Annotated in this window: 22 protein-coding genes and 1 pseudogene; 11 read left to right on the top strand and 12 right to left on the bottom strand. The window is 42.9% G+C overall.

All coding sequences use genetic code 11. The annotated features are described in order from the left end of the window. The first annotated feature begins 15 nt into the window (after nucleotides 1–15). Nucleotides 16–765 (top strand): 2,3-diphosphoglycerate-dependent phosphoglycerate mutase, encoded by a 750-nt coding sequence (gene gpmA / locus A7Q09_RS10275; protein WP_134391339.1) that lies wholly within the window; start codon nucleotides 16–18, stop codon nucleotides 763–765. A gap of 7 nt (nucleotides 766–772) precedes the next feature. Here the strand turns inward: gpmA and A7Q09_RS10270 are convergent, their stop codons facing one another. The 3 genes from A7Q09_RS10270 to A7Q09_RS10260 all read right to left on the bottom strand — a co-directional run bounded on the left by A7Q09_RS10270 (nucleotide 773) and on the right by A7Q09_RS10260 (nucleotide 4221). Beyond that, nucleotides 773–2179 carry an ATP-binding protein gene (locus tag A7Q09_RS10270; protein ID WP_134391338.1) on the bottom strand — a complete coding sequence of 469 codons (1407 nt, stop codon included), beginning with the start codon at nucleotides 2177–2179 and terminating at the stop codon, nucleotides 773–775. Nucleotides 2180–2190: 11 nt separating this feature from the next. Next, complete coding sequence (locus A7Q09_RS10265; RefSeq protein WP_134391337.1) at nucleotides 2191–2862, bottom strand: response regulator transcription factor; 672 nt, start codon at nucleotides 2860–2862, stop codon at nucleotides 2191–2193. A gap of 270 nt (nucleotides 2863–3132) precedes the next feature. Continuing rightward, nucleotides 3133–4221, bottom strand: a complete 1089-nt coding sequence (locus A7Q09_RS10260; RefSeq protein WP_134391336.1) for an alanine--glyoxylate aminotransferase family protein — start codon at nucleotides 4219–4221, stop codon at nucleotides 3133–3135. A 20-nt stretch (nucleotides 4222–4241) separates the two neighbouring features. On the opposite strand from A7Q09_RS10260, the gene A7Q09_RS10255 reads away from it, so the two are divergent. The 6 genes from A7Q09_RS10255 (at nucleotide 4242) to A7Q09_RS10230 (ending at nucleotide 10714) form a co-directional block, all read left to right on the top strand. Next, nucleotides 4242–5039 (top strand): hypothetical protein, encoded by a 798-nt coding sequence (locus tag A7Q09_RS10255; RefSeq protein ID WP_134391335.1) that lies wholly within the window; start codon nucleotides 4242–4244, stop codon nucleotides 5037–5039. Nucleotides 5040–5069: 30 nt separating this feature from the next. Beyond that, nucleotides 5070–6134, top strand: coding sequence for an NADH:flavin oxidoreductase/NADH oxidase (locus A7Q09_RS10250; protein ID WP_134391334.1), 1065 nt, complete (start codon nucleotides 5070–5072; stop codon nucleotides 6132–6134). Between the two features lie 67 nt (nucleotides 6135–6201). Next, entirely contained in the window at nucleotides 6202–6891 is a 690-nt protein-coding gene (gene rpe / locus A7Q09_RS10245; protein WP_134391333.1) for a ribulose-phosphate 3-epimerase, read from the top strand. A 62-nt stretch (nucleotides 6892–6953) separates the two neighbouring features. Next, nucleotides 6954–8357, top strand: a complete 1404-nt coding sequence (locus A7Q09_RS10240; protein WP_134391332.1) for a bifunctional 2-methylcitrate dehydratase/aconitate hydratase — start codon at nucleotides 6954–6956, stop codon at nucleotides 8355–8357. Nucleotides 8358–8693: 336 nt separating this feature from the next. Beyond that, the gene (locus A7Q09_RS10235; protein ID WP_166791989.1) at nucleotides 8694–10100 is read left to right on the top strand and encodes a selenium-binding protein SBP56-related protein; all 1407 of its coding nucleotides are present in this window, start codon (nucleotides 8694–8696) and stop codon (nucleotides 10098–10100) included. Beyond that, entirely contained in the window at nucleotides 10097–10714 is a 618-nt protein-coding gene (locus A7Q09_RS10230; protein WP_134391330.1) for a hypothetical protein, read from the top strand. Before A7Q09_RS10235 ends, A7Q09_RS10230 begins: the two co-directional genes overlap by 4 nt. Nucleotides 10715–12464: 1750 nt before the next feature. Here the strand turns inward: A7Q09_RS10230 and A7Q09_RS10225 are convergent. From A7Q09_RS10225 to A7Q09_RS11570, 9 genes and pseudogenes are all read right to left on the bottom strand, one after another. Further along, on the bottom strand, nucleotides 12465–12749 hold the full coding sequence (locus A7Q09_RS10225; protein ID WP_244228654.1) for a hypothetical protein: 285 nt from the start codon (nucleotides 12747–12749) through the stop codon (nucleotides 12465–12467). 148 nt (nucleotides 12750–12897) lie between these two features. Beyond that, the gene (locus A7Q09_RS11370; RefSeq protein ID WP_347877507.1) at nucleotides 12898–13086 is read right to left on the bottom strand and encodes a zinc ribbon domain-containing protein; all 189 of its coding nucleotides are present in this window, start codon (nucleotides 13084–13086) and stop codon (nucleotides 12898–12900) included. Beyond that, complete coding sequence (locus A7Q09_RS11105; RefSeq protein ID WP_244228653.1) at nucleotides 13004–13294, bottom strand: hypothetical protein; 291 nt, start codon at nucleotides 13292–13294, stop codon at nucleotides 13004–13006. The genes A7Q09_RS11370 and A7Q09_RS11105 overlap by 83 nt, the downstream gene beginning before the upstream one ends. Nucleotides 13295–13386: 92 nt before the next feature. Further along, complete coding sequence (locus tag A7Q09_RS10805; protein ID WP_208526751.1) at nucleotides 13387–13722, bottom strand: hypothetical protein; 336 nt, start codon at nucleotides 13720–13722, stop codon at nucleotides 13387–13389. A gap of 105 nt (nucleotides 13723–13827) precedes the next feature. After that, nucleotides 13828–14023, bottom strand: a pseudogene (locus A7Q09_RS11575) (aquaporin); the annotation flags it as partial. Between the two features lie 82 nt (nucleotides 14024–14105). Next, on the bottom strand, nucleotides 14106–15515 hold the full coding sequence (locus tag A7Q09_RS10210; RefSeq protein WP_244228651.1) for an alkaline phosphatase: 1410 nt from the start codon (nucleotides 15513–15515) through the stop codon (nucleotides 14106–14108). Nucleotides 15516–15594: 79 nt separating this feature from the next. Beyond that, complete coding sequence (locus A7Q09_RS10205) at nucleotides 15595–15915, bottom strand: hypothetical protein (protein ID WP_134391328.1); 321 nt, start codon at nucleotides 15913–15915, stop codon at nucleotides 15595–15597. Nucleotides 15916–16012: 97 nt separating this feature from the next. After that, nucleotides 16013–17122, bottom strand: a complete 1110-nt coding sequence (gene dinB / locus A7Q09_RS10200) for a DNA polymerase IV (RefSeq protein ID WP_134391327.1) — start codon at nucleotides 17120–17122, stop codon at nucleotides 16013–16015. A gap of 815 nt (nucleotides 17123–17937) precedes the next feature. Further along, nucleotides 17938–18159, bottom strand: coding sequence for a zinc ribbon domain-containing protein (locus A7Q09_RS11570; RefSeq protein ID WP_394346634.1), 222 nt, complete (start codon nucleotides 18157–18159; stop codon nucleotides 17938–17940). A gap of 899 nt (nucleotides 18160–19058) precedes the next feature. Here A7Q09_RS11570 and A7Q09_RS10190 point away from each other — a divergent pair. The 4 genes from A7Q09_RS10190 (at nucleotide 19059) to A7Q09_RS10175 (ending at nucleotide 21852) form a co-directional block, all read left to right on the top strand. Beyond that, a complete protein-coding gene (locus A7Q09_RS10190; RefSeq protein ID WP_134391326.1) occupies nucleotides 19059–20204 on the top strand; it encodes a tyrosine-type recombinase/integrase in 1146 nt (381 codons plus the stop codon). Nucleotides 20205–20284: 80 nt separating this feature from the next. Beyond that, nucleotides 20285–21178 carry a hypothetical protein gene (locus A7Q09_RS10185; RefSeq protein WP_134391325.1) on the top strand — a complete coding sequence of 298 codons (894 nt, stop codon included), beginning with the start codon at nucleotides 20285–20287 and terminating at the stop codon, nucleotides 21176–21178. A 52-nt stretch (nucleotides 21179–21230) separates the two neighbouring features. Next, on the top strand, nucleotides 21231–21554 hold the full coding sequence (locus A7Q09_RS10180; protein ID WP_134391324.1) for a hypothetical protein: 324 nt from the start codon (nucleotides 21231–21233) through the stop codon (nucleotides 21552–21554). Next, nucleotides 21547–21852, top strand: a complete 306-nt coding sequence (locus A7Q09_RS10175; protein WP_134391323.1) for a helix-turn-helix domain-containing protein — start codon at nucleotides 21547–21549, stop codon at nucleotides 21850–21852. The genes A7Q09_RS10180 and A7Q09_RS10175 overlap by 8 nt, the downstream gene beginning before the upstream one ends. Nucleotides 21853–21855: the final 3 nt, after the last annotated feature.

Below are 21855 nucleotides of genomic sequence, written 5' to 3'. Positions count from 1 at the left end.
TTCGACTCATAATAAATGATGAAAGTTGTCTTTCTTCGTCATGGTGAAAGTCTATGGAATAGGGAGAATAGGTTTACGGGCTGGACAGACATTGATTTATCTGCCCATGGAATAGAAGAAGCAGAAAACGCCGCTAGGTTACTAAAAGAAGAGAATTTTGTCTTTGATATTGCCTATACGTCCCTTTTAAAACGAGCAATCCGAACGCTTTGGATCATCCTGGATAAAATGGACTTGATGTGGATTCCTGTGGAGAAAAGTTGGCGGCTTAACGAAAGGCATTATGGGGCTTTGCAAGGACTCAATAAATCTGAAATGGCAAAAAAATATGGGGAAGAGCAAGTACTGTTGTGGCGCAGAAGCTATGACATTAGGCCACCTGTATTAGATTCGAACGATCCAAGACATCCTAAGTTTGATCCTCGCTATAGATCCCTGCCTCCTGAAAGCATTCCCTCAGCTGAAAGTCTAAAAGACACCTTAGAGAGAACTGTGCCCTACTGGACTGAGAAGATTCTTCCCGAAGTTCTCTCTGGAAAAAAGGTATTGATTGCTGCCCATGGGAATAGTATTCGTGCCCTAATAAAGCATATCGAGAGTATCAGTGACAAAGAGATCGTTGGATTGAATATCCCGACGGGTTTTCCTTTGGTTTATGAACTCGATGAGAAAGGCAGAAAACTTACTTCCTATTACCTTGGAGATATTCAAGAGATTAAGAAAGCCGAACGAATGGTGGCCAACCAAGGCAAAGCAACCGGCTAAAGAACAGCTAGTTTTTTTTCTCTGATTCATTACCACAACCTGTTGGAAGAAGGAGGGAAAACTGGTTGTGTCCTTTTTCATCAATCAAGTAGGTAATTTCTCCTTTATGGGCGAGCACAATTTCCCTACACAAATTAAGACCTAGTCCATGTCCAGAAATTCCATGTTCAGTAGCATTCTTCCCTCTGTAAAAGCGTTCGAAAATTTTTTTTCTTTCTTCTTCGGGCACTACAGGCCCACTGTTACTTATCTGAAGAAGGCATCGGTCAGTACCTTTAAGTTGCAAGCTCACGCCTATGTACCCCCCTGAAATATTGTACTGAATAGCATTGTCAAAGATATTCCATAAGAGTCGGCGTATGAGATCTTCGTCGGCAATCATGGGAGTCGATTGGGGGAGTTGCTTTTCAATAGTGATCCCTTTGGAGGCAGCAAGAATAGCGGTGTCTTCTAAAATTTCGTTGAGGATTTGGGATATGTCGATACGAGTCGGTTTTATAAAAGAACTGTCTCTATCCAAATTAGATAAAAAAAGAAGTGTTTGCGTAATAGAGCTTAAAGACTGGACCTGTTCGTATAAGTTCAGAAACGTTTTTTCAGTTTGACTATCTATATCAGTTCTTTGGAGTGCTGATTCCAACTCGTTTTTTAAAATGGTTAGGGGTGTTTTTAATTCGTGGGAGGCATCAGCGGTCAGTCTAATTTCTCTTTGAAAAGCCTCTTCCAATCTTCCAAGCATTTCATTGAGGATCGTTACAAGCCTTTTAAGATCTGGATCTAGTGCTGGAATGGAAAGTCTTTGATGCAAAGCCGAAGCTCTGATCTGTTCAAGGGTAGAGGTCATTTGACGGATGGGCAGCAAAGCCTTTCTAGAGATCCACCAACCTCCAAAAGTGGAAAGGATCAAAGCGAAGGGGGCAGATAGTAGATAGGCGTAGGAAGCTTCAGTGAGGATTTCATAGATCGAAAGCATCTTTTTCCCAAGAGCAAGCTTATACCCGTTCTTTTCAGTATAAAATACGCGATAGAGGCCATCTCCAAGTTGTGCATAAAAAAAACTGTTGATTGCATGGTCTTCAAAGAGGTTTTTACCAGCTAAGAGTGGCGATTTGTAGATCAATGCTGGATTAGAATAAGACAGTTCGAGAATGGAGCTTTCTTCGAAGGGATTAATATTCAAAGAAAATGAGTCTTTAGAAGAAAAGAAGGAGACAGGCTTTTCGGTTAAAAGACCGACCAATTCAATCGAATCGGTTTTCAACTCTTTGTCTGTACTTTCAATCAACTCTCTATAGAGGGCCAAGCCAGCGACAATTCCAGATGAAAGAAGAGAGACTCCAACTAAAAAAGCGCTCCAAAGGGCTATCTTCCAGCCTAGAGGAAGGTTTTTCATAGCAACAATAGAAATGGCCACAGCAGGGTTTCCTAGACGGCTTCTATCTTGTAGCCAACACCCCGAACGGTTTGTATCAATTTTTGTTCTTCCAGTTCGTCAATCTTTTTGCGCAGCTTTTGGATATAGACATCCACAAGGTTTGTTCCAGGATCAAAATGATAATTCCAAACATGCTCACAAATTTGAGTCCTCGTGAAAACTCTTCCTGGTGTTCTCATTAGTAGCTCAAGAAGGGAAAATTCCTTTGCCGTTAAATCGATTTTCTTTTGACCGCGGAACACTTCTCTTGTTACCAAATTCAGCGTCAAATTCCCTACTTTATAAACAGAGAGACCGACACCTGCCGTTCTTCGGATTAAGGCCCTTAAACGAGCCACTAGCTCATCCATAGAAAAAGGTTTTGGAAGATAGTCGTCAGCACCACTGTTCAACCCTTCTATTTTGTCTCTTGTTTGGCTTCTTGCACTCAATAAAAGAATAGGAAGATGAACCCCTTTTTCCCTAACAGCCTTAAGGACACTGATCCCATCTGGTCCTGGAAGCATAATGTCTAAGATCGCTGCATCATAAGGGGTTGTGAGCAATTGAAGTAGGGCCTCCTCACCTCGGTTGCAAGTATCGACAACAAAACCCTCTGCTTCCAATCCCTTGGCAATGAATCGGCAGATTTTACCTTCATCTTCGACGACAAGAATACGCATGCCAATAGTTCTTTCCTCAAAGATAGGATTAAAAACTGTCTTTGGAAAGAGTCAATGTTCAAAAGAAAAATTCCTGCTTGCTGTATTCCTACTGGCTGAAGCGTTAGCTGTGAGGAGGGCCGACATGGTTTCTCCGCACCCCCCTCTAAGTTGGAGAAAAAAATCTCTTCTTTGTAAAACCCAATGATTTGGCCTACCCCCCCCTTGTGGCGCAACTCACCCACACACACGACGCTTGTGAGGCATTACTTTATAAAGTAAGCTAAACCATCAAGCTTTCTTAAGTTCTTGTAAGCACTCATCCAGATTATCCAAGAGATTGCCAATGGTTTTAGGGGTCTCATCTCCCATATGAGAAATCCGAAAAGTCTGTCCTTTTATTTTCCCATAGCCTCCATCAATTATCATGCTATAACGATTTTTAAGAAGTTGAATCCATTGAGGAATATCAATCCCTAGATTGTTTTTGATACAACTCAAAGAAATCGATTCATATCCAATTTGTGGGAAAAGCTCAAAGCCCCTTTTCTTGGCCCATTGCCTTGTCATCAAAGCCATGGTGAGATGCCTTTGATATCTGTTTTCAAGTCCTTCTTCGAAGATTTCTGCTATTTTACTTTTCAATGCATAAAAGAGACTGATGGAAGGGGTACTGGGAGTCATGGAATTTTCGTGATTCTTTTGAAACTCAAGGAAATCAAAGTAATATCCTCTTGCAGGTGTTTTTTCAGCTTTAGCCATTGCTTTTTGTGATACGACAAAAAGAGCTCCGCCGGGAGGCAAAGCCAAAGCTTTTTGAGTACCCGTTAACATGACATCTATTCCAAGATCATCAAAAGGAATCTTAAGAACACTGAAGGAAGAGACACAGTCTACGATAAAAGAAACCTCTGGGAACTCTTTCATGACGGCAGCAACTTCAAAAAGAGGATTCATCATTCCCGTGGAAGTTTCATTATGAATGAAAGTTACTGCATCATATGCGTTCGAATTTAAACGGTTTTTTAAATCACTAGGATCAATTGGCTTTCCCCATGGATACTGGAGCTTATCTGCTTCTTTACCGCAGCGGATTGCTACATCAAACCATTTGTCAGAGAAAGCTCCATTCATACAGCAAAGCACTTTTTTCTGAACGAGATTTCGTATGGCAGCTTCCATGACCCCCCAAGCGGAACTTGTACTGAAAAACACAGGTCTTTGCGTATAGAATAGTTTCTGAAGCCCAGATTGGACTTCACGATAAAGAGCTTGGAAGTCCTTGCTTCTGTGTCCGATCATTGGACTTGCAAAAGCTTCGAAAGTCTTTTTAGATACTTCAGTAGGACCAGGTATAAAAAGTTTTATGTGGTTCGACATTCCGTCAAAATATCTTTCTTATGAAAAAAAAGCAAATGATAGTTGTTATTTTTGAAATCTTGCTTTTGTTGATGTATGGATGGTCCTTTGCCAATAGCCAACATAAAGATCAGCAAACTAATAAATCTTCCATAACTCTTGAAGAAATCGTCAGCCGTGCCATCTCTCAAAACGAGCTGATGACCAAAGCTATGCTTGGGTTGGAATATCAGGAAAAAATTGAACTTCAAAAATTAGACCCTTTTGGAAAGCCTGTAAAGACAGACTGTCTTGAATTTCTAGTCAAACCTGGAGAAGGCTTTCTTTTGTCAGCTGACCCAAATAGCGGAACTTTGTCTTTCCGAAAGATGAGCACCAAAGACATTCAAAAAGCTCAGACGGCTAACTTAGTCTCAGATTATCTTTCGCTTCGGAACCTTGTTCCCCGATTTAAATTACATTACGAAGGAATGAACCAATGGCATGGACTGGCTTCATATATTATCGGTTTTGAGCCAAAACCGAACCAACCCTATCAGTCTAAGATAGAAAAGCTAATCAACTCTGTTCAAGGTAAAATATGGATTAGTAAAGATGATTTTTCAGTCCTGTATGTAGAAGGCAGGCTACCCAAACCGGTGGCCATGGCATGGTTTATTGCGGTTGTCGATAAGCTTGATATCCACTATCAAGCCAATGCTGAAAAGGGCCTGTTTGGATATATGCCCTCTCTTTTCGATCTAGAATACCGACTCAAATATATATTTGGACAAACTCATGCCAGACAGATTATTTCAATGAAAGATTTTAAATTGCCTCGGCAGATTGGCAGCAACTAAAAACAAACTAACTGAGAACAAAGAGAAACTATGAGCAAGCTCTTTGAGCCTTTTTGTATCCGTTCAGTCCGTTTTAAAAACAGGATTTTCCTTTCTCCAATGTGTATGTATTCGGCTGAAGAAGGATTTGTAAATGAGTGGCATCTTGTCCATTTAGGTTCAAGAGCTGTAGGAGGAGTCAGTTTAGTAATGGTTGAAGCGACAGCAGTCAGTCCAGAAGGAAGAATTACCCCTTTTGATTCAGGTATTTGGTCTGATAGGCATATTGAGCCTTTTATTCCAATTGTTAATTTTATTTCCAAACAAGGCGCGGTTGCGGGGATACAGATTGCCCATGCAGGCAGAAAGGCTTCCACTGATAAGCCATGGTTTGGAGGGGCTCCAGTTCCTCCTGAAAGAAACGGCTGGATTCCTATAGCGCCCAGTCCCATCCCTTTTGATGCGCTTTCTCCTATACCCATGGAGATGACCCACAAAGATATCCATAGAGTAGAAGAGGATTTTGCCCGCGCGACACAACGGGCAAGAAAAGCTGGATTCCAAGTGTTGGAAATCCATATGGCTCATGGCTACTTGCTTCATGAATTTCTTTCCCCGCTGTCTAATAAGCGGACGGATGAATTTGGGGGAAGTCTAGAAAACAGGATGAGATTTCCTCTTATTGTTGCGAAGGCTGTCCGATCCCTGTGGCCTCCAGAACTCCCTGTTTTTGTCCGCATTTCGGCATCTGATTGGCATAAAGATGGCTGGGATCTTGAGCAATCGATTTCCTTTTGTCATCGGCTTAAAGAGATTGGAATTGATTTGATCGATTGTTCTAGTGGTGGGCTTATTAATGTCCCTATACCGATTGGTCCTAACTATCAAGTCCCATTCTCTCAATCGATACGTAAGCAAGTAGGCATTATGACGGGTGCTGTAGGGATGATCACCGATCCCTGGCAGGCTGAGGGTATTCTTTCTGAAAATAAAGCCGATTGCGTTTTTTTAGCTAGAGAGCTACTCAGAGAGCCTTACTGGGTTTTGAAGGCTGCTGATGCCCTGGGAGTCAAAGTTTCATGGCCCTCTCAGTATTTGCGAGCTAAACCATCGTAATTTTCTTTTTAGAAAAAAGAAATTTTTATTTGTCATTGCATATATAGAACCAAGATAATCATAGAGCATGAAAATGAGTCCTAAAGATATTAAAATTGCTCCTTCTATTTTGTCTGCTGATTTTTCTCGGTTAGAAGCTCATGCCAAAGAAGCACTAGATGCTGGAGCAGATTGGCTTCATATTGATGTAATGGATGGTCATTTTGTTCCAAACATTACCATCGGTCCTTTGATTGTCGAAGCTCTTAGAAATTTAAAAAAAGCGACAGGAACAACGTTGGATGTGCATTTGATGATTGAAAATCCTGATCGCTATATTCCTGATTTTGTCAAGGCGGGTGCTGACATTATAACTGTTCATGTAGAAACTTGCCCTCATTTGAATCGGACAGTTCAGTTGATCCATGACTTAGGAGTTGGGGCAGGAGTAACATTGAATCCAGCAACTCCATTGGTGAGCCTTGAAGAAATTATTTGCTATGCTGATTTGATTCTAATTATGTCGGTAAATCCTGGATTTGGTGGACAGGAGTATATTCCAACTAGTACAAGGAAAGTGGAACGACTCAGGCAGATGCTTGATGCGAATAAATCTAAAGCCTGGCTTGAAATTGATGGAGGGGTTAAACCTGCCAATGCTACTGAAATTGTAAGAGCTGGAGCTAATGTATTGGTTGCTGGTTCCGCTGTTTTTAAAGGAAATGTCAAAGAAAATATTTTACAACTAAGGGAAAGTATTGAAAAGGCTTTCTCTTGAGATTGGTTTAGAATGGGTGTAACTAGGAAAGAGAAGCAATACAAAAGAAAGGATGCATCCTGATGAACATTGAAGGTGATCAGGTATTGGAAGAAATTTGTAGCTATGCACTTCATAGCAAGGATTTTAGTGTTAGTGCTATTGAAAATGCCTATCTTTGTTTTTGGGATGCTCTAGCTTGCTTGTTCCACGGGGTTAAATCTGAAGAATGTCGCCGGAGAATGACCCCACTTTTTGATTCCCCTGGAACCTGTGTCATACCAGGGACTTTGCTTAAGGCTGATCCCCTCAATGCTTCCTATGCTATAAGCTGCGCTGTCCGTTGGCTTGATTACAATGATGCTTGGTTGGCTCAAGAATGGGGGCATCCTTCTGATAATTTGGGTGGGATTTTAGCATGCACACAGTACATGGAGAGGATTAAAGGGGAAAAGATAAGTGGGTTGAAAATTCTGGAATGGATGATAAAAGCTCACGAAATCCAAGGGATCCTTTCCTTAAAAAACTCTTTGAATCGTTTTGGCTTAGACCATGTTGCCTTTGTTCGTGTGGCTTCGGCAGCCATCGTAACATCCATCCTTGGGGGAGGAGAAAGAGAAGTAATGAGTGCCTTAAGCAACAGTTTTGTGGATGGAGCTCCCTTAAGAATTTATCGACATGCACCGGCTACAGGATGGAGAAAGTCTTGGGCGGCAGCAGATGCTGTCCGAAGAGCGGTATGGTTAGCGTTTATGGCAATCAAAGGGGAAATGGGTTATCCCAATGTGCTGTCTCTTCCTCAATGGGGATTTTCAGATGCTCTCCTAAGAGGAGCACCAATTGTGATGGAGAGATCGCTATCGCAGTTTGTCATGGAAAATGTTCTTTTCAAACCTTTTCCAGCGGAATATCATTCCCAGAGTGCAATAGAAGCAGCTTTGGAACTTAGAGAAGAAGTTCTTCCTAAACTTGAAAAAATACGTCGAATTGAGATTCATACACAGCTGCCGGCGATCAGAATTATTCATAAGCAGGGTCCTCTTCATAATCCAGCAGATCGTGATCACTGTTTGGAGTACATTGTAGCTATAGCTCTGTTATACGGTAGGGTGACTCAAGATCTATACGAAGATGAGGTAGCAAGAGATCCCCGGATTGATGCGCTAAGAAAAAGGATGGTAACTATTGAGGATAAGGCCTATACCTCCGAGTATTATGATCCTGAAAAGATGGCTGTTCCTAATGCAATACAAGTGTTTTTTGAAGATGGCACTGCAACGATAAAAAAAGAGATTCTCTATCCCCTTGGACATCCTAAAAGAAGAAGTGAATTTCAAAAGGTATTGTTGCAGAAGATAGAAAGTTCTTTGGATAATCTTTTTTCCGAAGAAAGAAAAAAACTAATTCTCGATCTTTATCTTAGTAAAGAAAAGTTTTTTAGCAAAAGTTCATCTGAACTGGTTTCTCTATTTGTTCCTGATATTTAGCACTTGTTCTTAAGAAAATCGCAATTATAAATCAATTCAATGGCCTGTTGTTTCTTCCGATCACGGACACCCTACTCAGTGTTGCATTTATAGGTAAGCTAACTCAACGTGGCTAGCAGGGTTAGAAGTTTAGGGCTATTGCTTATTTTGGTTTGGCTTTAAGCTAGTACCAGATTGGTTATTGCATAGAAACCAAAGTGATTCATTCGGTTAGCTCTTACATCATTGACCTTGTAGTGTACCCTACAAACATCATTTCAATGAGCACCCATAAAATATCTCTTTAAATCTTGTTTTTAAGGAATATATTTTCCAATATTTTCTCATATTAGGAACATTATGAATTGGACTATAGACCCTACATTTTATCCCTCTGCAAGGTTGGCAATGAATGCTCCGCCAGAAAAACTTGCTTATGTAGTTGCTTTTAATCCTAAAGCCCTCTCTTCCGATCATCCGGATAAAAAGAGAGGAGATGTATTGGCTGTGATCGATGTGGATCCTGATTCTAAAAGTTATGCTCAAATCCTTAGCTTGTTGGAAATGCCTTATAGCGGGGATGAACTGCATCATTATGGCTGGAATGCTTGTAGCAGCGCACTTTGTCCGAATGCTCCGCATCCGCATCTTGAAAGAAGATATCTTATAGTGCCTGGATTAAGATCTTCCCGCATTTATATTATCGACACAAAACCTGATCCAAGTTTCCCATCGATTTCCAAGATTATAGAGCCAGAAACATTAATGAAGAGGACTGGATATTCTCGACCTCACACTGTCCATTGTGGGCCTGATGGGATTTACATCAGTGCGTTAGGCAACAATGAAGGAGAGGGGCCAGGAGGAATTTTTATTATGGATCATTTTTCTTTTGAGCCTTTAGGGATGTGGGAAATAGATAGAGGTCCTCAATATTATGCCTATGATTTTTGGTGGCATATCAACCAAGATATTCTTTTGAGTAGTGAATGGGGCACTCCACCAATGATTGAAAATGGGGTTGTGGGCAGCCTCCTAATGGATGGTCAATATGGTCACAGCCTTCATGTTTGGGATTTAAGAAAAAGAAAGCATTTAAAAGCTTTGGATCTAGGAAATGAATATCAAATGGCTTTGGAAGTAAGGCCTGCACATGATCCTAGAAGGCTCTATGGATTTTTGGGAGTAGTAATTTCTAGGAAAGATCTATCCGCTTCAGTATGGTTATGGTTTAAAGAAAAAAACGATTGGCAGATTCAAAAAGTAATTGAAATTCCAGCTTTGAAAGCCAATCCAGAAGCGCTCCCTCCTCTCTTACAACCATTTGGTATGGTACCTCCTTTGGTGACAGACATCGATCTATCTTTAGATGATAAATATCTTTATGTTTCCTGCTGGGGAACTGGAGAACTGCATAAGTACGATGTCAGCGATCCCTTTCATCCTGTTTTTGAAGGTTGTATTAAAATTGGAGGGATTGTTAGTAGAACACCGCATCCAAAAATGCCGCAAAAGCCCCTTCTTGGTGGTCCTCAAATGGTAGAAATCAGTCGAGATGGCAAAAGAATTTATCTGACTAATTCTCTTTACTGGGCTTGGGATGAACAGTTTTATCCAGCTGGAATAGAAGGTTGGTTAGTAAAGATTAAGGCTGAAAGCTTTGAGTTAGAAAAGGATTTCTTTGTGGAATTCCCTGGATTCAGGCCTCATCAAGTGCGACTGCAAGGAGGGGATTCTTCAACAGATTCTTTTTGTTTTCCATGAGCATTGAAAGCCTCGGCTACTATCTTGGGATAGGTATTTTTCATGGACTAAATCCAGCAATGGGTTGGCTTTTTGCGGTTGCTCTTGGTCTACAGCATAATAGTTTCCGATGGATCGTTCGTTCAGCCATAGCCTTATTAACAGGTCATTTTTTGTCGGTAGGCTCCTATTTTGCCTGCTTCTTGCTTTTGGGAAAATGGGTTTCTTTACAATGGATTAAATGGATGGCCGTCATAGCTCTTTTCAGTTTTGCATTTTACTGGCTCATTCGTTCAAGGCATCCTAAATGGGTTGGGATGAATGTTGGTGTAGCCGATCTGATCTATTGGTCTTTCCTGATGGCTTCTGCTCATGGGGCTGGTTTGATGCTCCTTGTTGGTTCCTCTTTCTGCAGTCGCTCCTTAGCTTTTTGGCTGCAGCCATCAGGTATTACTGCACAACTTTTTATTCCACCGGCGATGCATACCCTTGGCTATTTTCTTGCGGTGATTGTCATTGCCACCATTGTATATAGGAGCGATCTTTTGAAAGTACTTTATAGAAAATGGATTAATTTTGATCTGCTCTGGTCGGCTGCTCTCTTTGCAGCCGGTAGCTGGATTGCTTTAAACTAGGAGTATCAATAGAACTAGCTTTTTAGATTTGATGATTCACTGAAGAGGAAGAGCATCGCGTCTAAAAAGACTTCGTTCTAGATGGTTTGTTAACCAACTATACGTTGCAAAAGGAAAAAAAACTTAGGCTTTTAGCTATTGGAATTTGCCCTAGCTGTAATTAGAGCGACTGTTAATAGCGCAGGGGGTAAGTTCATCTGCTCGCAGTACTGCCGGTAGCCTACAACCAATGGAATTACGGAACCATTTCGTTGAATTGACTAAATTGGCACAATCATTCGGAACACTAAAATAGATCAGCATTGTAGGATAATGTCTCATTATGTTTCTGCGTTTCGTTCCAATCCGGCGGCTCAAGCGGGAAAGTGACCAGTCCGTTCGACTGGTGGAGAGCTACTACGATCGAGTGAAGCTCTAGAGAGCCGAAGGATAGCGAATCTTCTAGCGCAAGGAGCTTTTGACTCCTCATGTGGACCGGCTTGTGGTCTTTTAACTGGAGAGACTCGCAAGACGACGGAGAGCTCTACGCCGGAATCGGAGGCGATTTGGTTGCCAAGACTATTGGCCAGGGCTTTGTGGGAAGAGTTTAGGTTTCCTTTAGCTTTTGGAGGGAGCTGCTCTAGAGGCAGTAAGCTATTTCCCTTGGGGAGAAGCACAAGCAGTTTGAGGAAGGCGATATGAATCCCGGCTCTATCGTTCGCTTCCGAAACTGCCAATGGGTCGTGTTAGCCGCAGAGACGGATGAGAGAAACTCGCCGAGAAGTTCGACCTTGAACCCGTGGTGACCCGTTCATGGACAGTGGGACGGCTCGAGCGGCAGACCCCGCTCGGCCGAAACCTCTACGAACATTTTTCTGTGCAGGCAGTAAAATCTTGACTCCGTCAAGACCGACCGTAACCGGCACCAGTTTTTCCCGTTCTGTCCGTAACTTATGATCATCGACGAGGTGCGCGGTACCGCTGCGGCGAATGGTGGCACTCAGCAGGAACGGCACGCGCTGCTTCAGGAGGTCGCCAAGGATCCCAAGCGGCACCTCATTCTCCTTACTCCACACCGCACAGCGGCATCGACGAGGCCTTTCGCTCGCTCCTCTGCCCATTACGACATGAGTAGCCTCATTAGATAAGTAAAGTTAGACTAATCATTAAAATCTAATATTTTTATTTCACCTATAAGAAAAACTTCTATTTTACATAAATAACATGAGTTGTGCGTGATCACATGTCTATTCACCTGATAAACAAATATTTAGCGCTATTTTTTCTTCCCTTGTGTCTTCGCATTTCGTTTGTATGCATTTTCATGCCCCATTTACAAATCATAAATAATGGATTCCGAATGGTATGTGTTAGTGTTTTATAGATTTGTATAAAATAAAATATATGCCTGGGCCGTTGCAGTGGCGCTGGTCTCCTTTCAATAAGGACAGAATATGTGTATTATGTCCTTATCATAAGGACATAAATGCAGTAAACTATCTCGCATAGCGGTGCTGTAAGAAAAGCACATCGCGGGTCTCGAGCCAGTTAGGCTAGAAGGCCTGACTCGACGGGATGCACGGCTTTCCATCATCAAGAACAAGGTCCACACTGTGCTTGGCATGCGGCTGGTCGGCAAGACCACGTTCCTGCGCCAGAGCTCGCAGACGAACGACGGCGCCTAGACTCGCTTTTTCTCAGACATTCTTTTGGGCCTTGTTGTTCGATTAGTACTCCACTCAGCCGTTATAAGACAGATGAATGCATAAATTCAACCCCTAACGTGAAAAATCCAAATCCGACTTATCCCCCTCTCTGAAGCCAGGGGCTTGCGGCGGCCGCATTTGGTCGTCACGATGCCAAGTCCATAAAAGGAATTTCCTGCCGTTCCCTTTGCTGTAGTAACATTAAGAACTACGTATACTAGGGCAAAACTAAAAAGAAATTCTGCTGCAAATGCCGGAAGCAAATCGATAGACATTGGCGTTGATGGAGGCTTTCTAAAAAGCCTCACAAGCTCTGCTGCGGCTAGAGCCCTAAGAATCTGCAAAAACATATAGGGTAGGACATCTTGTCAACTACTCCGTCCTAAAGGAAGGAGCTTGCATCCAGGCTCCACCGCAGCTTGCGCGTATCTAGAAAGATGCGCGGCTTTGGCTTCATCACCCGGTGTGCTTCAGGGGCGGCTGACAATCGCTCAGTCCTCACCCAGTCTTGCTAGATGAAAACGTTCGCATGCTGATGTTTCTGGCAGCCACTAAATCGGCATGGAGCGTATACCCACAATGGGCGCATACAAACAGCAGTCCCTTATTGAGCCGATTCTCCAGCCCAACATGCCCGCAAACCGCCCGTCTCTGGCTGGAGGAATCCGCATCCATCCAAACCGGCACCCCGCCCGGCAGTCGGATTTTGTAAGCCATCTTGGCTTGCAGCTCCGAAAAATCCCAAGTGCTCCCCTTGCGGCGTTTGACGGAAACCTTCTCCGACTGTATGCGCTCGGTTCGATGACGGATAGCCTTCAGTGGGCCGAGCGATCCACTCCAGATGCCGGTCCCATCCTTCGTATCGGCACCGGATGCCTCCGCCCAAAGTCCCCATGCTGACCGTTTGTTCCTTGCCCAAGGACCAGTCCCTGGCGATGGTTCAAAGTCATGGTCATGGCAGTGAATCTGGGTGCCTTGTCAAGAACATTATAGCGCCGGGCTGGTCCAGCCTTTCGCTTTATGGGTCGCGCCCGCTTTGGCGCGTTCCCAGAGGGTTTTGTTAACCGCAGCCACTTGTCTGGGCACGTTGCATGCCATTTGAGCTGGCAGCCCGAACCTCTCGCGCAAATCCTTGGACACCAGCCTTTGCAGTTTCATGTCTTGCGATATCTTTTCGCCCACAAAAGCGACAATGGATGCGTGATTCAGGGCATTACGGTAAGCCAACGCCGTACGCCGCACCGCCTCCTCCTGCTCTTTAGTGAGCAGGAGCTTCAGTTTGCACCTCAGCGATTGGGTGGCTGGCAATTCATTCAGGTTCACGATTAAAGAAATTTATGTTTCAGTTGTAAAGCATCGCCGCTGCGAGGCTGCGCTATCCCTCTGCCGCCTTGAAAGGCGGGGACTCCCGCGCAAAATTGTTGAATGGCATCGGACGCGTAACCATACGCCAAGAGTTACTGCTGGATTGAAATGGCCTCCAGAAATATGGCCTCCTGAAATATCATAACCATTAAAGCCGAACAGATTGCCAAGGGTGGAATTCCATCGCTTACTAAGACAGTGCACCCAATAGTTCGAACAAGAAAAAGGTTCCTATAAATTCAACGGTATACTTATTCATGATTTAGAAAAAAGAACGATCAAATGGAAATTATACAAGTCTTTAATGTTCAACACACACAAAAAAATAATTCATCTATTATTTAAAAATGACTAGGAATGTGGATTTCTTTAAGAAGTATTCTTTCACCCTCTTTATGTAGTACAGTGCTTATTCCATAAAAATAGCCGCTACAACCACTTGGGCTTATGTCTATTAAAACATACCCGCGATGCTCTGTATCGTTAAAAAGAATATGAGGGTTCTCTTTGAGAATTTTCTCTTTGCCTTCGATTTTGCCAGCCGGGGAAGATATTCCTGCAGTTCCGATTTCGCTAGCTATTTGCTCTCCATCAAGTAGTAGTTTGCCAAAAGAGAAAACATGAGTATCCCCACTTAATACAACAACATTACGGATCTGATTGTCACGTATTGCCTTTAAAATCTCGTTCCTTTCCCATGCGAATCCATCCCATTGATCTAAATTTATGGGTTTACCTTCTAGTTTGATATCCATCATCATATCCCCACTGGCAATAAATTTCCATTGGGCATGGCTTGATTTCAAAGAGTCAATGAGCCAATTTCTTTGTTCGGATCCAAGCATCGATCTTCCAGGTGCCGATGCCTGCATCATCGCTTCAACTGGGGCATGGACGGCAGGATGCCAAATATCTTCTTCTCGATATTGTCTGCCATCTGTAAGAAAACACTCGAGAAGATTCCCGATTTTAAAAGACCGGTAAAGTTTCCATTCTTTTTGTTGTCGAATAGGCAAATATTCAAAAAAAGCTTGATAAGCTGCTTTCATTCGATCGGGGTTATAGAATGAAAGAGCTCTTCCAGCATAATCATTTTGCACCTCATGGTCGTCCCATATGGCAAATAGAGGAAAATTTCTTAAGGCTTCCTGAAGATCAGGATCAGTTCGATAAAGCCTGTGTTTTGCTCGGTAGGTGGCAAGATCACCAGCTATGCCTACTAGATCTGGCCTAGCGCAAACTGTTCCATACACCGGAAATTCATAGATCCAATCACCAAGATGAATAATAAAATCAGGGTTGTCTTGTAGCATGTACTTATAGGCTGTATAAAATCCCGCTCCGTAATGCTGACAGCTGGCTATAGCTATTCGAATCTTTTCAGCTTTTAGCGGCAATGTTTTTGTTCGTCCTATCGGACTAAAATGCCCATTCCAAGACCAACGGTAATAATAGATCTTTGCAGGTTGGAGGCCTTCCACCTCTTTTTTTAAGGTATAATCGATTTCAGGAGAGGTTGAAACAATGCCACTGGCTACAGGTTTTTTAAATTCCGGATCCAGTGCGACTTCATATTGAACATTAATTGCAGGCATCGAACTTTCAATCCGGCTCCAAAGGATAACGGAGTTTGTGGTGGGATCCCCACTGGCAACTCCATAAGGGAAAAAATTGCCTTCTGTTTTTTCTCCAAATACAGAAAGAGAAACACAATTAAAAAGACAAAATAGAAAAAGGACTTTATAAAACATCGACCTCATAGAAAGAAAAGAAAAAGAGCAATATAATTTTTCTTTTCTTTCTAAAGGTCAATCGTTAAAAACACACAATCTATTTAATGGTTCTTTTCCCAGTAAAGCCTTTTTCCATTTCTCCCCCTACATCTTTGAATGACTTTTCCACATCATGGCCAAATTTTTTTGTATCTTTCTTTATTTTTTTCTTCGTTTTCTTTCCTGTTGTGGCTTTGTGATGATGTGTTTTTCCTTCCTTAGATTGATTTTGGCTGGTGTTTTTGTCTTCCTTTGTAATTCCCTGTGGGTTGTTCTGGGTTTGTGTGGCTGGTTGAGTACTTTGTGCTTTCCCACTAATAATCGGTATGCCAAAGAAAAGGCTTAATGTTAGGATAAAGACTGTCTTTAAATGTTTCATTTGTATTCTCGAAGTTTTAACCCTTTCTTAGGGTTTTCGATTATAATATCTTATAAAAGCTTATAAGTAAAGCATATAATAGAGAAGGAGCTTTTTTCTAATTTTTCTCTTCTTTCTCCTCTTTCTTAGTTTTATTTCTTGCAATAAGATTACGCACTCCAAGACCAATTAGCCTAACGGCTCGATTCTTTTGTAAGTTTGCCTTTAGCAGTAAAATCCCACAGGAAGCGATCTCGAGGGGATTATGTGTTGGGGATGTCAAAGTGAGCTGGCGTAAAAGGGTAGAAAAATCAGAGTATCTTAACTTAATAAAGACTGTTTTTGCGACAAGTCCTTGTATTTTGAGATCTTCGGCCAGTTTTTGACTCATGCTGTAAAGCTCTTTTCTAAGCAGCTCCAGATTTTTAGTATCCTTATTGAAGGTTACTTCCCGACTCATAGACCGAGGTCTGGTTTCTAGCTCTAAAGGACTAAGATCTATGCCCAAAGAGGCCAGGTGAAAATATCGGCCTCGTTTCCCGAACCTTTCTATTAATTGTTCTTCTGGTATCTTTGCTAGATCATCAATAGTGATTACCCCCATGGTATGCAATTTTTTAACAGTTGCAGGACCGACTTCTGGAATTTTTTCTACAGGTAGGGGTGCTAAAAAAGTTTTTTCAGTGCCCTTGGGGACGACCTTGACCCCGTTGGGTTTTGCAAGGTCACAAGCGATCTTTGCCACAAGTTTATTGGAGGCTACTCCAATGGTGCTGGGTAGACCAAGTTTTTCTTTAATAGCGCTTTGAATTGCCAATGCCATCTTTTCAGGTTCGCTATGTGGGTCCAACTCCAAGCAAGCCTCGTCAATTGATACTTTTTGGATTCGCTCTGAAAAGGTTTTTAAAAGAGCATAAACTCTTGCCGAATATTCCTCGTAAAGAGCATGATGTGCGGGCACAAGGATAAGGCCAGGGCAAAGGGAAATAGCTCTTCGCAGTGGCATCCCGCTGTGCACCCCATACTTTCTTGCCTCGTAAGAGGCGGTAGATACTACTCCTCTGCCTTGTAGGCTTCCCATACATACTACCATTGGAGTTCCCTTTAATTCAGGATGCTGAAGTATTTCCACGGAAGCATAGAATGCATCGAGATCGATGAATATAAACCAACCTCTTTCCTTGCTTATGACAGATGGCTCTTCATAAGAAGCATTTGCAATGATCACAACTAAAAAATAGCACAAAAGAGGGATATTAAGCAGTTTTTGATTCTTTTAGATTCCTCCTACAAGAAGAAAAAAAAATAGCGTTATGCCTTATATAAAAGACCCAAGCAAGCTTAGACTTCAGTCCTGAGATGTTAATTAATCTGTTGATAAAAGGATTCAAAATCTTGTGGAGATATAATAAAAAGCAAACCCCCAGACAATGACAAAAAGAAGAATAAATACAAAAATAAAAACAGGAAATTTCATAGTTTTATAAAAAATTATTATGTTTCAATTTTGTTCTATTTCGGAAATGTTAGCAAAAATTTAGCGGATTTTTTTTTCTTATTTGTCCCTAAGTTTTTATAAAAATAGTGCACTTTCTAGTAGTTAAGGCATTTTATCCCAAAATTATAGATTTTTCTCCTATCCTATGTTTGGGGTGAATCAAAAGAAGGTGGATATCGATCTAAGGGACGAAAAGTTATCTAAGCCAATAAGTTTTTATTGGTATTTTGCCTAATAGGAAGGTTATAATAGTAGTTTTTCCCAATCCAAAGAAAAGGGTTTTTAATTTATAAATTGCAGCCCTCTCCGTTACGGACAAAAATATCTGTGATTTATGCTCAATGAGCCATTAAAGTTTTCAATTTTCTCCTCTTTTTTTAACCACTCAATGCAACCTCCTTTGGGCATAAAAAAAGGCATATCAAATAGGTCAACTACTCTGTCCTAAAAGATGGAGCTTGCATCCAGGCTCCACCTTTGGCTTGCGCGTATCTAGAAAGACGCGCGGCTTTGGCTTCATCGCCCGATGCTTCAGGGACGGCTGACTATCGCCCCGTCCTCACCCAGTCTTGCCAGATGAAAAGCGTTCGCATGCTGATGTTCCTGGCAGCCACTAAATCGGCCTGGAGCGTATACCCACAATGGGCGCATACAAACAGCAGTCCCTTATTGGGCCGATTCTCCCGCCCAACATGCCCGCAAACCGGGTGCTCCCCTTGCGGTTGACCTTGCGGCGTTTGACGGAAACCTTCTCCGAGTGTCTGCACTCGGTTCGATGACGGATAGCCTTTAGCCACTCCATGACTACCATCGCGTGTGGCTCCGCGAATGCCCTTCGCTTGCAGCGCACTTCGTCTACTGGCGGCACGCGCTTGGCCAGGTGCCTTCGGTGTCCACTAGGATAAAAACGACATTTGCCTTGGGTATTGGATTTCACCGCGATGTTCCGGCGGTTCATGTCCACCCCCTTGACCGTGGTGATGGAGGCCTGCGGGTTCCGGTCCAAAGCCTTTTCGACGGCCTTGTCGAGACCCTTATAGCGCCGGGCCGATCCAGCCTTTCGCTTTATGGGCCGCGCCCACTTTGTCGCGTTCCCAGAGGATTTTGTAGGCCGCAGCCGCTTGCCTGGGCACGTTGCATGCCATTTGAGCTGGCAGCCCTAACCTCTCGCGCAAATCCTGGGACACCAGCCTTTGCAGTTTCATGCCTTGCGATATCTTCCCGCCCAAAAAAGCGACAGTGGATGCGTGATTCAGGGGGGGTTACGGTAAGCCAACGCCGTGCGCCGAACCGCCTCCTCCTGCTCTTTAGTGAGCAGGAGCTTCAGTTTGCACCTCTGCGATTGGGTGGCTGGCAATTCATTCATGTTCACGATTAAAGAAATTTATGTTTCACTTGTAAAGCATCGCCGCTGCGCGGTGGCGCTATCTCTCCCCGCCTTGAAAGGCGGGGTCTCCTGCGCAAATTTGTTGAAAGGTAGACCAAAACTATAGAAGAAAACGTGTGTGCTCGTTGATCGATAGGAAGGGAAAGAAGGAGGGGAAAAAACTGGCGGTCCCGGGGAGATTCGAACTCCCGACCCGCGCTTTAGGAAAGCGTTATATGTTAATCTGGTAGAAGAATTTTTTTCTTGTGTTGTCGTTGAAGCGTCGTTATATTTATCATTATGCTAAAACGAATCCCAAAAATAAGAAAGTCGGACGTTCCCAGATACAAATGGCTTGTGAGTTACTGGGGAGAGGATGGGAAATCTCATAGAGAATACTTTAATTCCGAAGCTCAAGCAAAGTCAAGGGCTAGAGAACTAAAGCAGGCATTAGAGGCGGCAGGGAAAGAAGCTTTGTCTCTTTCTCCACAACGATTGGCTTTGCTCAAAAAAGTAGAAAAGGTACAAGAAGAGCTGCGGCAACTTGGTTCCTCACTGGAGGAAGCTTTGGATCGAGGCCGAAAGCAAATCCAAGCCGAGCGATTCAGTCCAGTTTGGGAGGAAGCGGTTGGAGCTTTTCTTGAAGCAAAATCTCGAGAGGTTAGACCTCGTCGTTTTTCTGATCTTAGGCGCTATCTTTGGCATGCTACCAGATTCTTTGGTGGAAGAAAGCTTGGCGGCATTTCCCGCACAGAACTTTTAGATTATTTAGGAAAGCAGCCTAGCGTCTGGACGGCTCGGAACGTACATCGCGTGCTCTCTGTCTTCTTTAACTACTCCCGTATGCGCCAATGGATTTTAAACAACCCTATCGCCGAAATCCCTGTTCCAAGGCCCAAACCCACTGAACCTCAAACTTTCTCTCCAGTCGATGTGCAGAAACTTCTCTTATATTCCCTGGAGCACGATCCTAAATGCCTTCCCCCTTTGGTCCTAGGATTCTTTGCAGGAATCAGGACTGCTGAGCTATGTCGTTTAACGTGGAAGGATATCACAGACAAGCAGATTCGGATCCAGGCAGGCAAAGCAAAAACAGCTTCCACCAGGATTATTGATATCACAGAACCCTTAAGCTTATGGCTTGATGCCTGTCAAAAAGACGACCCATCACAACCAGTGTCTCCTTCAAATCTAAACAAAAGACTCCGGAAACTGGCTGACAAAGCAGGAGTCAAGTGGGTGCCTAACGGGATGCGGCATAGCTTTGCTAGCTATCACTTGGCTTTGTATGAGAATGCAGGAAAAACAGCAGCCATTCTAGGACACACAAACCCATCGGTCACTTATAGGCATTATTGTGCATTGAGAACCAAAGAAGAGGCAAAAGAATATTTTCTAATCAAACCTCCAATTACATTACCTGAGGAACTTCCTTTTAGATTATAAAATTTGTCATGGAGAATGAAATGTATTTATTAAATAGAAATGGGAAAGGCCGGACGGACTAGGCCCGGCCCATCTATATTATGAACACTCTAAACGAAAAAAATATACCACAAGATACTGAGAATTACAAGTTTTATTCAATCCAGGCTCTTCAAGGCTATTGGGGACCACCACGGCCGAACCCCAATGTAGAAATCCCGCTTGAGTTTCATCCAGTGTGTCTTGCTCAGGAGCTCTTGAGACAACCAATCGTCCCTTTCCCGCTGAAACAGAGCGAGGGAGACGTTGTCCTAGGTCGGATTAAGATTTTTATCTTTTGGGCCCTCTTCTCAAAAAATTTAGAAGCCTTACGGCTTGCAGGAATTTTCTTTGACGAATTGGCTAGTATTTTAAAAATAGCAGAGGATCTGGCTGTAAAATCTATTGTCTGGAGAACGGGGTCTAAAACTTTAGCCAAGGATTTCAGAGCCGCTATCCTGGTGCCACAGAGAATTTATGCGGCATGCGCTGAATTCTGTTATTGTCCCCCTAAGGTCAACTCAGGAAAAGAGGCTATTAGGCGAGTTGAGGAGTTTATAGAAAATACGTGGAGGGATGAGCAACTCAAAGCTTATGAGTTATTAGAAGTGGATGAGCTTATAAACCATAAAATACTCACTGAGTATAAACCTAAGAATCCTGATGCATGGACTTCTGATATCAATATCGATAACCTTGCGTATCAAGCCTACAAGCTAATACAGCAAGGTTATAAGGTAAACACAGCATGCAAAGAAGTGGCCAAACAGGCCTTAAAAGAAAAGCAGAAAGAAGACCCGGATATAATATATAAGATTCTTGAGAAAAAAAATATACACATCAAATCCAACAAGTGGGCCAAAGCCGTAGACCTGCTGGCCGGGTGCATCCGACAAAAATTACTGGCAAAAAAAGAAATGTTTTCTCAATTAGGCAAACCACTTCCTCTTCTTTAATTTTTTTTGTAGGAAGGCTTTCTACAAACCATCCCACAAGCCACCTTGTGGTATGGTAAGAGAATTTATCTTTCTTGTTTCTGGCAGAGAACTTATTCGTTTAACCAATCTTGGAGAGTTCCTCTCTAAGCAACCTAAATCACGTTTACCAGCTCTTCAGCAAGCTATTCTAGAGGACAGGTTGACCGTTTATCGCATATGGGATGAAGCCTGGGTGCCTTCTGATCAGCTTCGGAAAGTATGGTTAGAGATTTGTAAGGAAGAGAAACAAAAAGTCGGGGAACATAACGCTTCTCAAATTATCCAAGCTATTTCACCAGAAAAGGTGGCAGCTAGCACTAAGGAAGACCGGCCAGAGGAGGTGGTGTATGCCTAAGCCTGGACCTGTCCCCTGGAGGTTTTTCACTGTGAGCGAGGCTGCTCAAATCCTCTCAGTGCATCCAGCCACTGTACGAAGGTGGATCGTAAGCGGTCAAATTCAATTCCGTAGGCTAGGGAAGCTTGTCCGCATTCCTGAGGAGGAGCTTGCCAGGATTGCCCAGGAAGGATTGGGGAAGAGGAGAAAACGCACTGCGTCTAAAAACAAAGCCCTATGCGGCCATTCCCACATAGGGCTCAATGATATGAATCCTACTGAATCTGTCTCCATTGCCTTTCGGCGAAAACAGGATTAATGC

The organism is Methylacidiphilum sp. Yel (genome assembly GCF_004421185.1).
Taxonomy (GTDB): Bacteria; Verrucomicrobiota; Verrucomicrobiia; order Methylacidiphilales; family Methylacidiphilaceae; genus Methylacidiphilum.
Note: the sequence above shows the minus strand (reverse complement) of the source record. Positions and strands in the feature narration are given on the sequence as shown.

Coding starts and splice junctions, on each gene's coding strand:
- A7Q09_RS10230 (WP_134391330.1), top strand. CDS start 10,097: ATGAGCATTGAAAGCCTCGGCTACTATCTTGGGATAGGTATTTTTCAT.
- A7Q09_RS10250 (WP_134391334.1), top strand. CDS start 5,070: ATGAGCAAGCTCTTTGAGCCTTTTTGTATCCGTTCAGTCCGTTTTAAA.
- rpe (WP_134391333.1), top strand. CDS start 6,202: ATGAAAATGAGTCCTAAAGATATTAAAATTGCTCCTTCTATTTTGTCT.
- A7Q09_RS10180 (WP_134391324.1), top strand. CDS start 21,231: ATGGTAAGAGAATTTATCTTTCTTGTTTCTGGCAGAGAACTTATTCGT.
- A7Q09_RS10175 (WP_134391323.1), top strand. CDS start 21,547: ATGCCTAAGCCTGGACCTGTCCCCTGGAGGTTTTTCACTGTGAGCGAG.
- A7Q09_RS10185 (WP_134391325.1), top strand. CDS start 20,285: ATGAACACTCTAAACGAAAAAAATATACCACAAGATACTGAGAATTAC.
- A7Q09_RS10190 (WP_134391326.1), top strand. CDS start 19,059: ATGCTAAAACGAATCCCAAAAATAAGAAAGTCGGACGTTCCCAGATAC.
- A7Q09_RS10240 (WP_134391332.1), top strand. CDS start 6,954: ATGAACATTGAAGGTGATCAGGTATTGGAAGAAATTTGTAGCTATGCA.
- gpmA (WP_134391339.1), top strand. CDS start 16: ATGATGAAAGTTGTCTTTCTTCGTCATGGTGAAAGTCTATGGAATAGG.
- A7Q09_RS10210 (WP_244228651.1), bottom strand. CDS start 15,515: ATGTTTTATAAAGTCCTTTTTCTATTTTGTCTTTTTAATTGTGTTTCT.
- A7Q09_RS10265 (WP_134391337.1), bottom strand. CDS start 2,862: ATGCGTATTCTTGTCGTCGAAGATGAAGGTAAAATCTGCCGATTCATT.
- A7Q09_RS10260 (WP_134391336.1), bottom strand. CDS start 4,221: ATGTCGAACCACATAAAACTTTTTATACCTGGTCCTACTGAAGTATCT.
- A7Q09_RS10205 (WP_134391328.1), bottom strand. CDS start 15,915: ATGAAACATTTAAAGACAGTCTTTATCCTAACATTAAGCCTTTTCTTT.
- A7Q09_RS10255 (WP_134391335.1), top strand. CDS start 4,242: ATGAAAAAAAAGCAAATGATAGTTGTTATTTTTGAAATCTTGCTTTTG.
- A7Q09_RS10225 (WP_244228654.1), bottom strand. CDS start 12,749: ATGTTTTTGCAGATTCTTAGGGCTCTAGCCGCAGCAGAGCTTGTGAGG.
- A7Q09_RS11105 (WP_244228653.1), bottom strand. CDS start 13,294: ATGGGGACTTTGGGCGGAGGCATCCGGTGCCGATACGAAGGATGGGAC.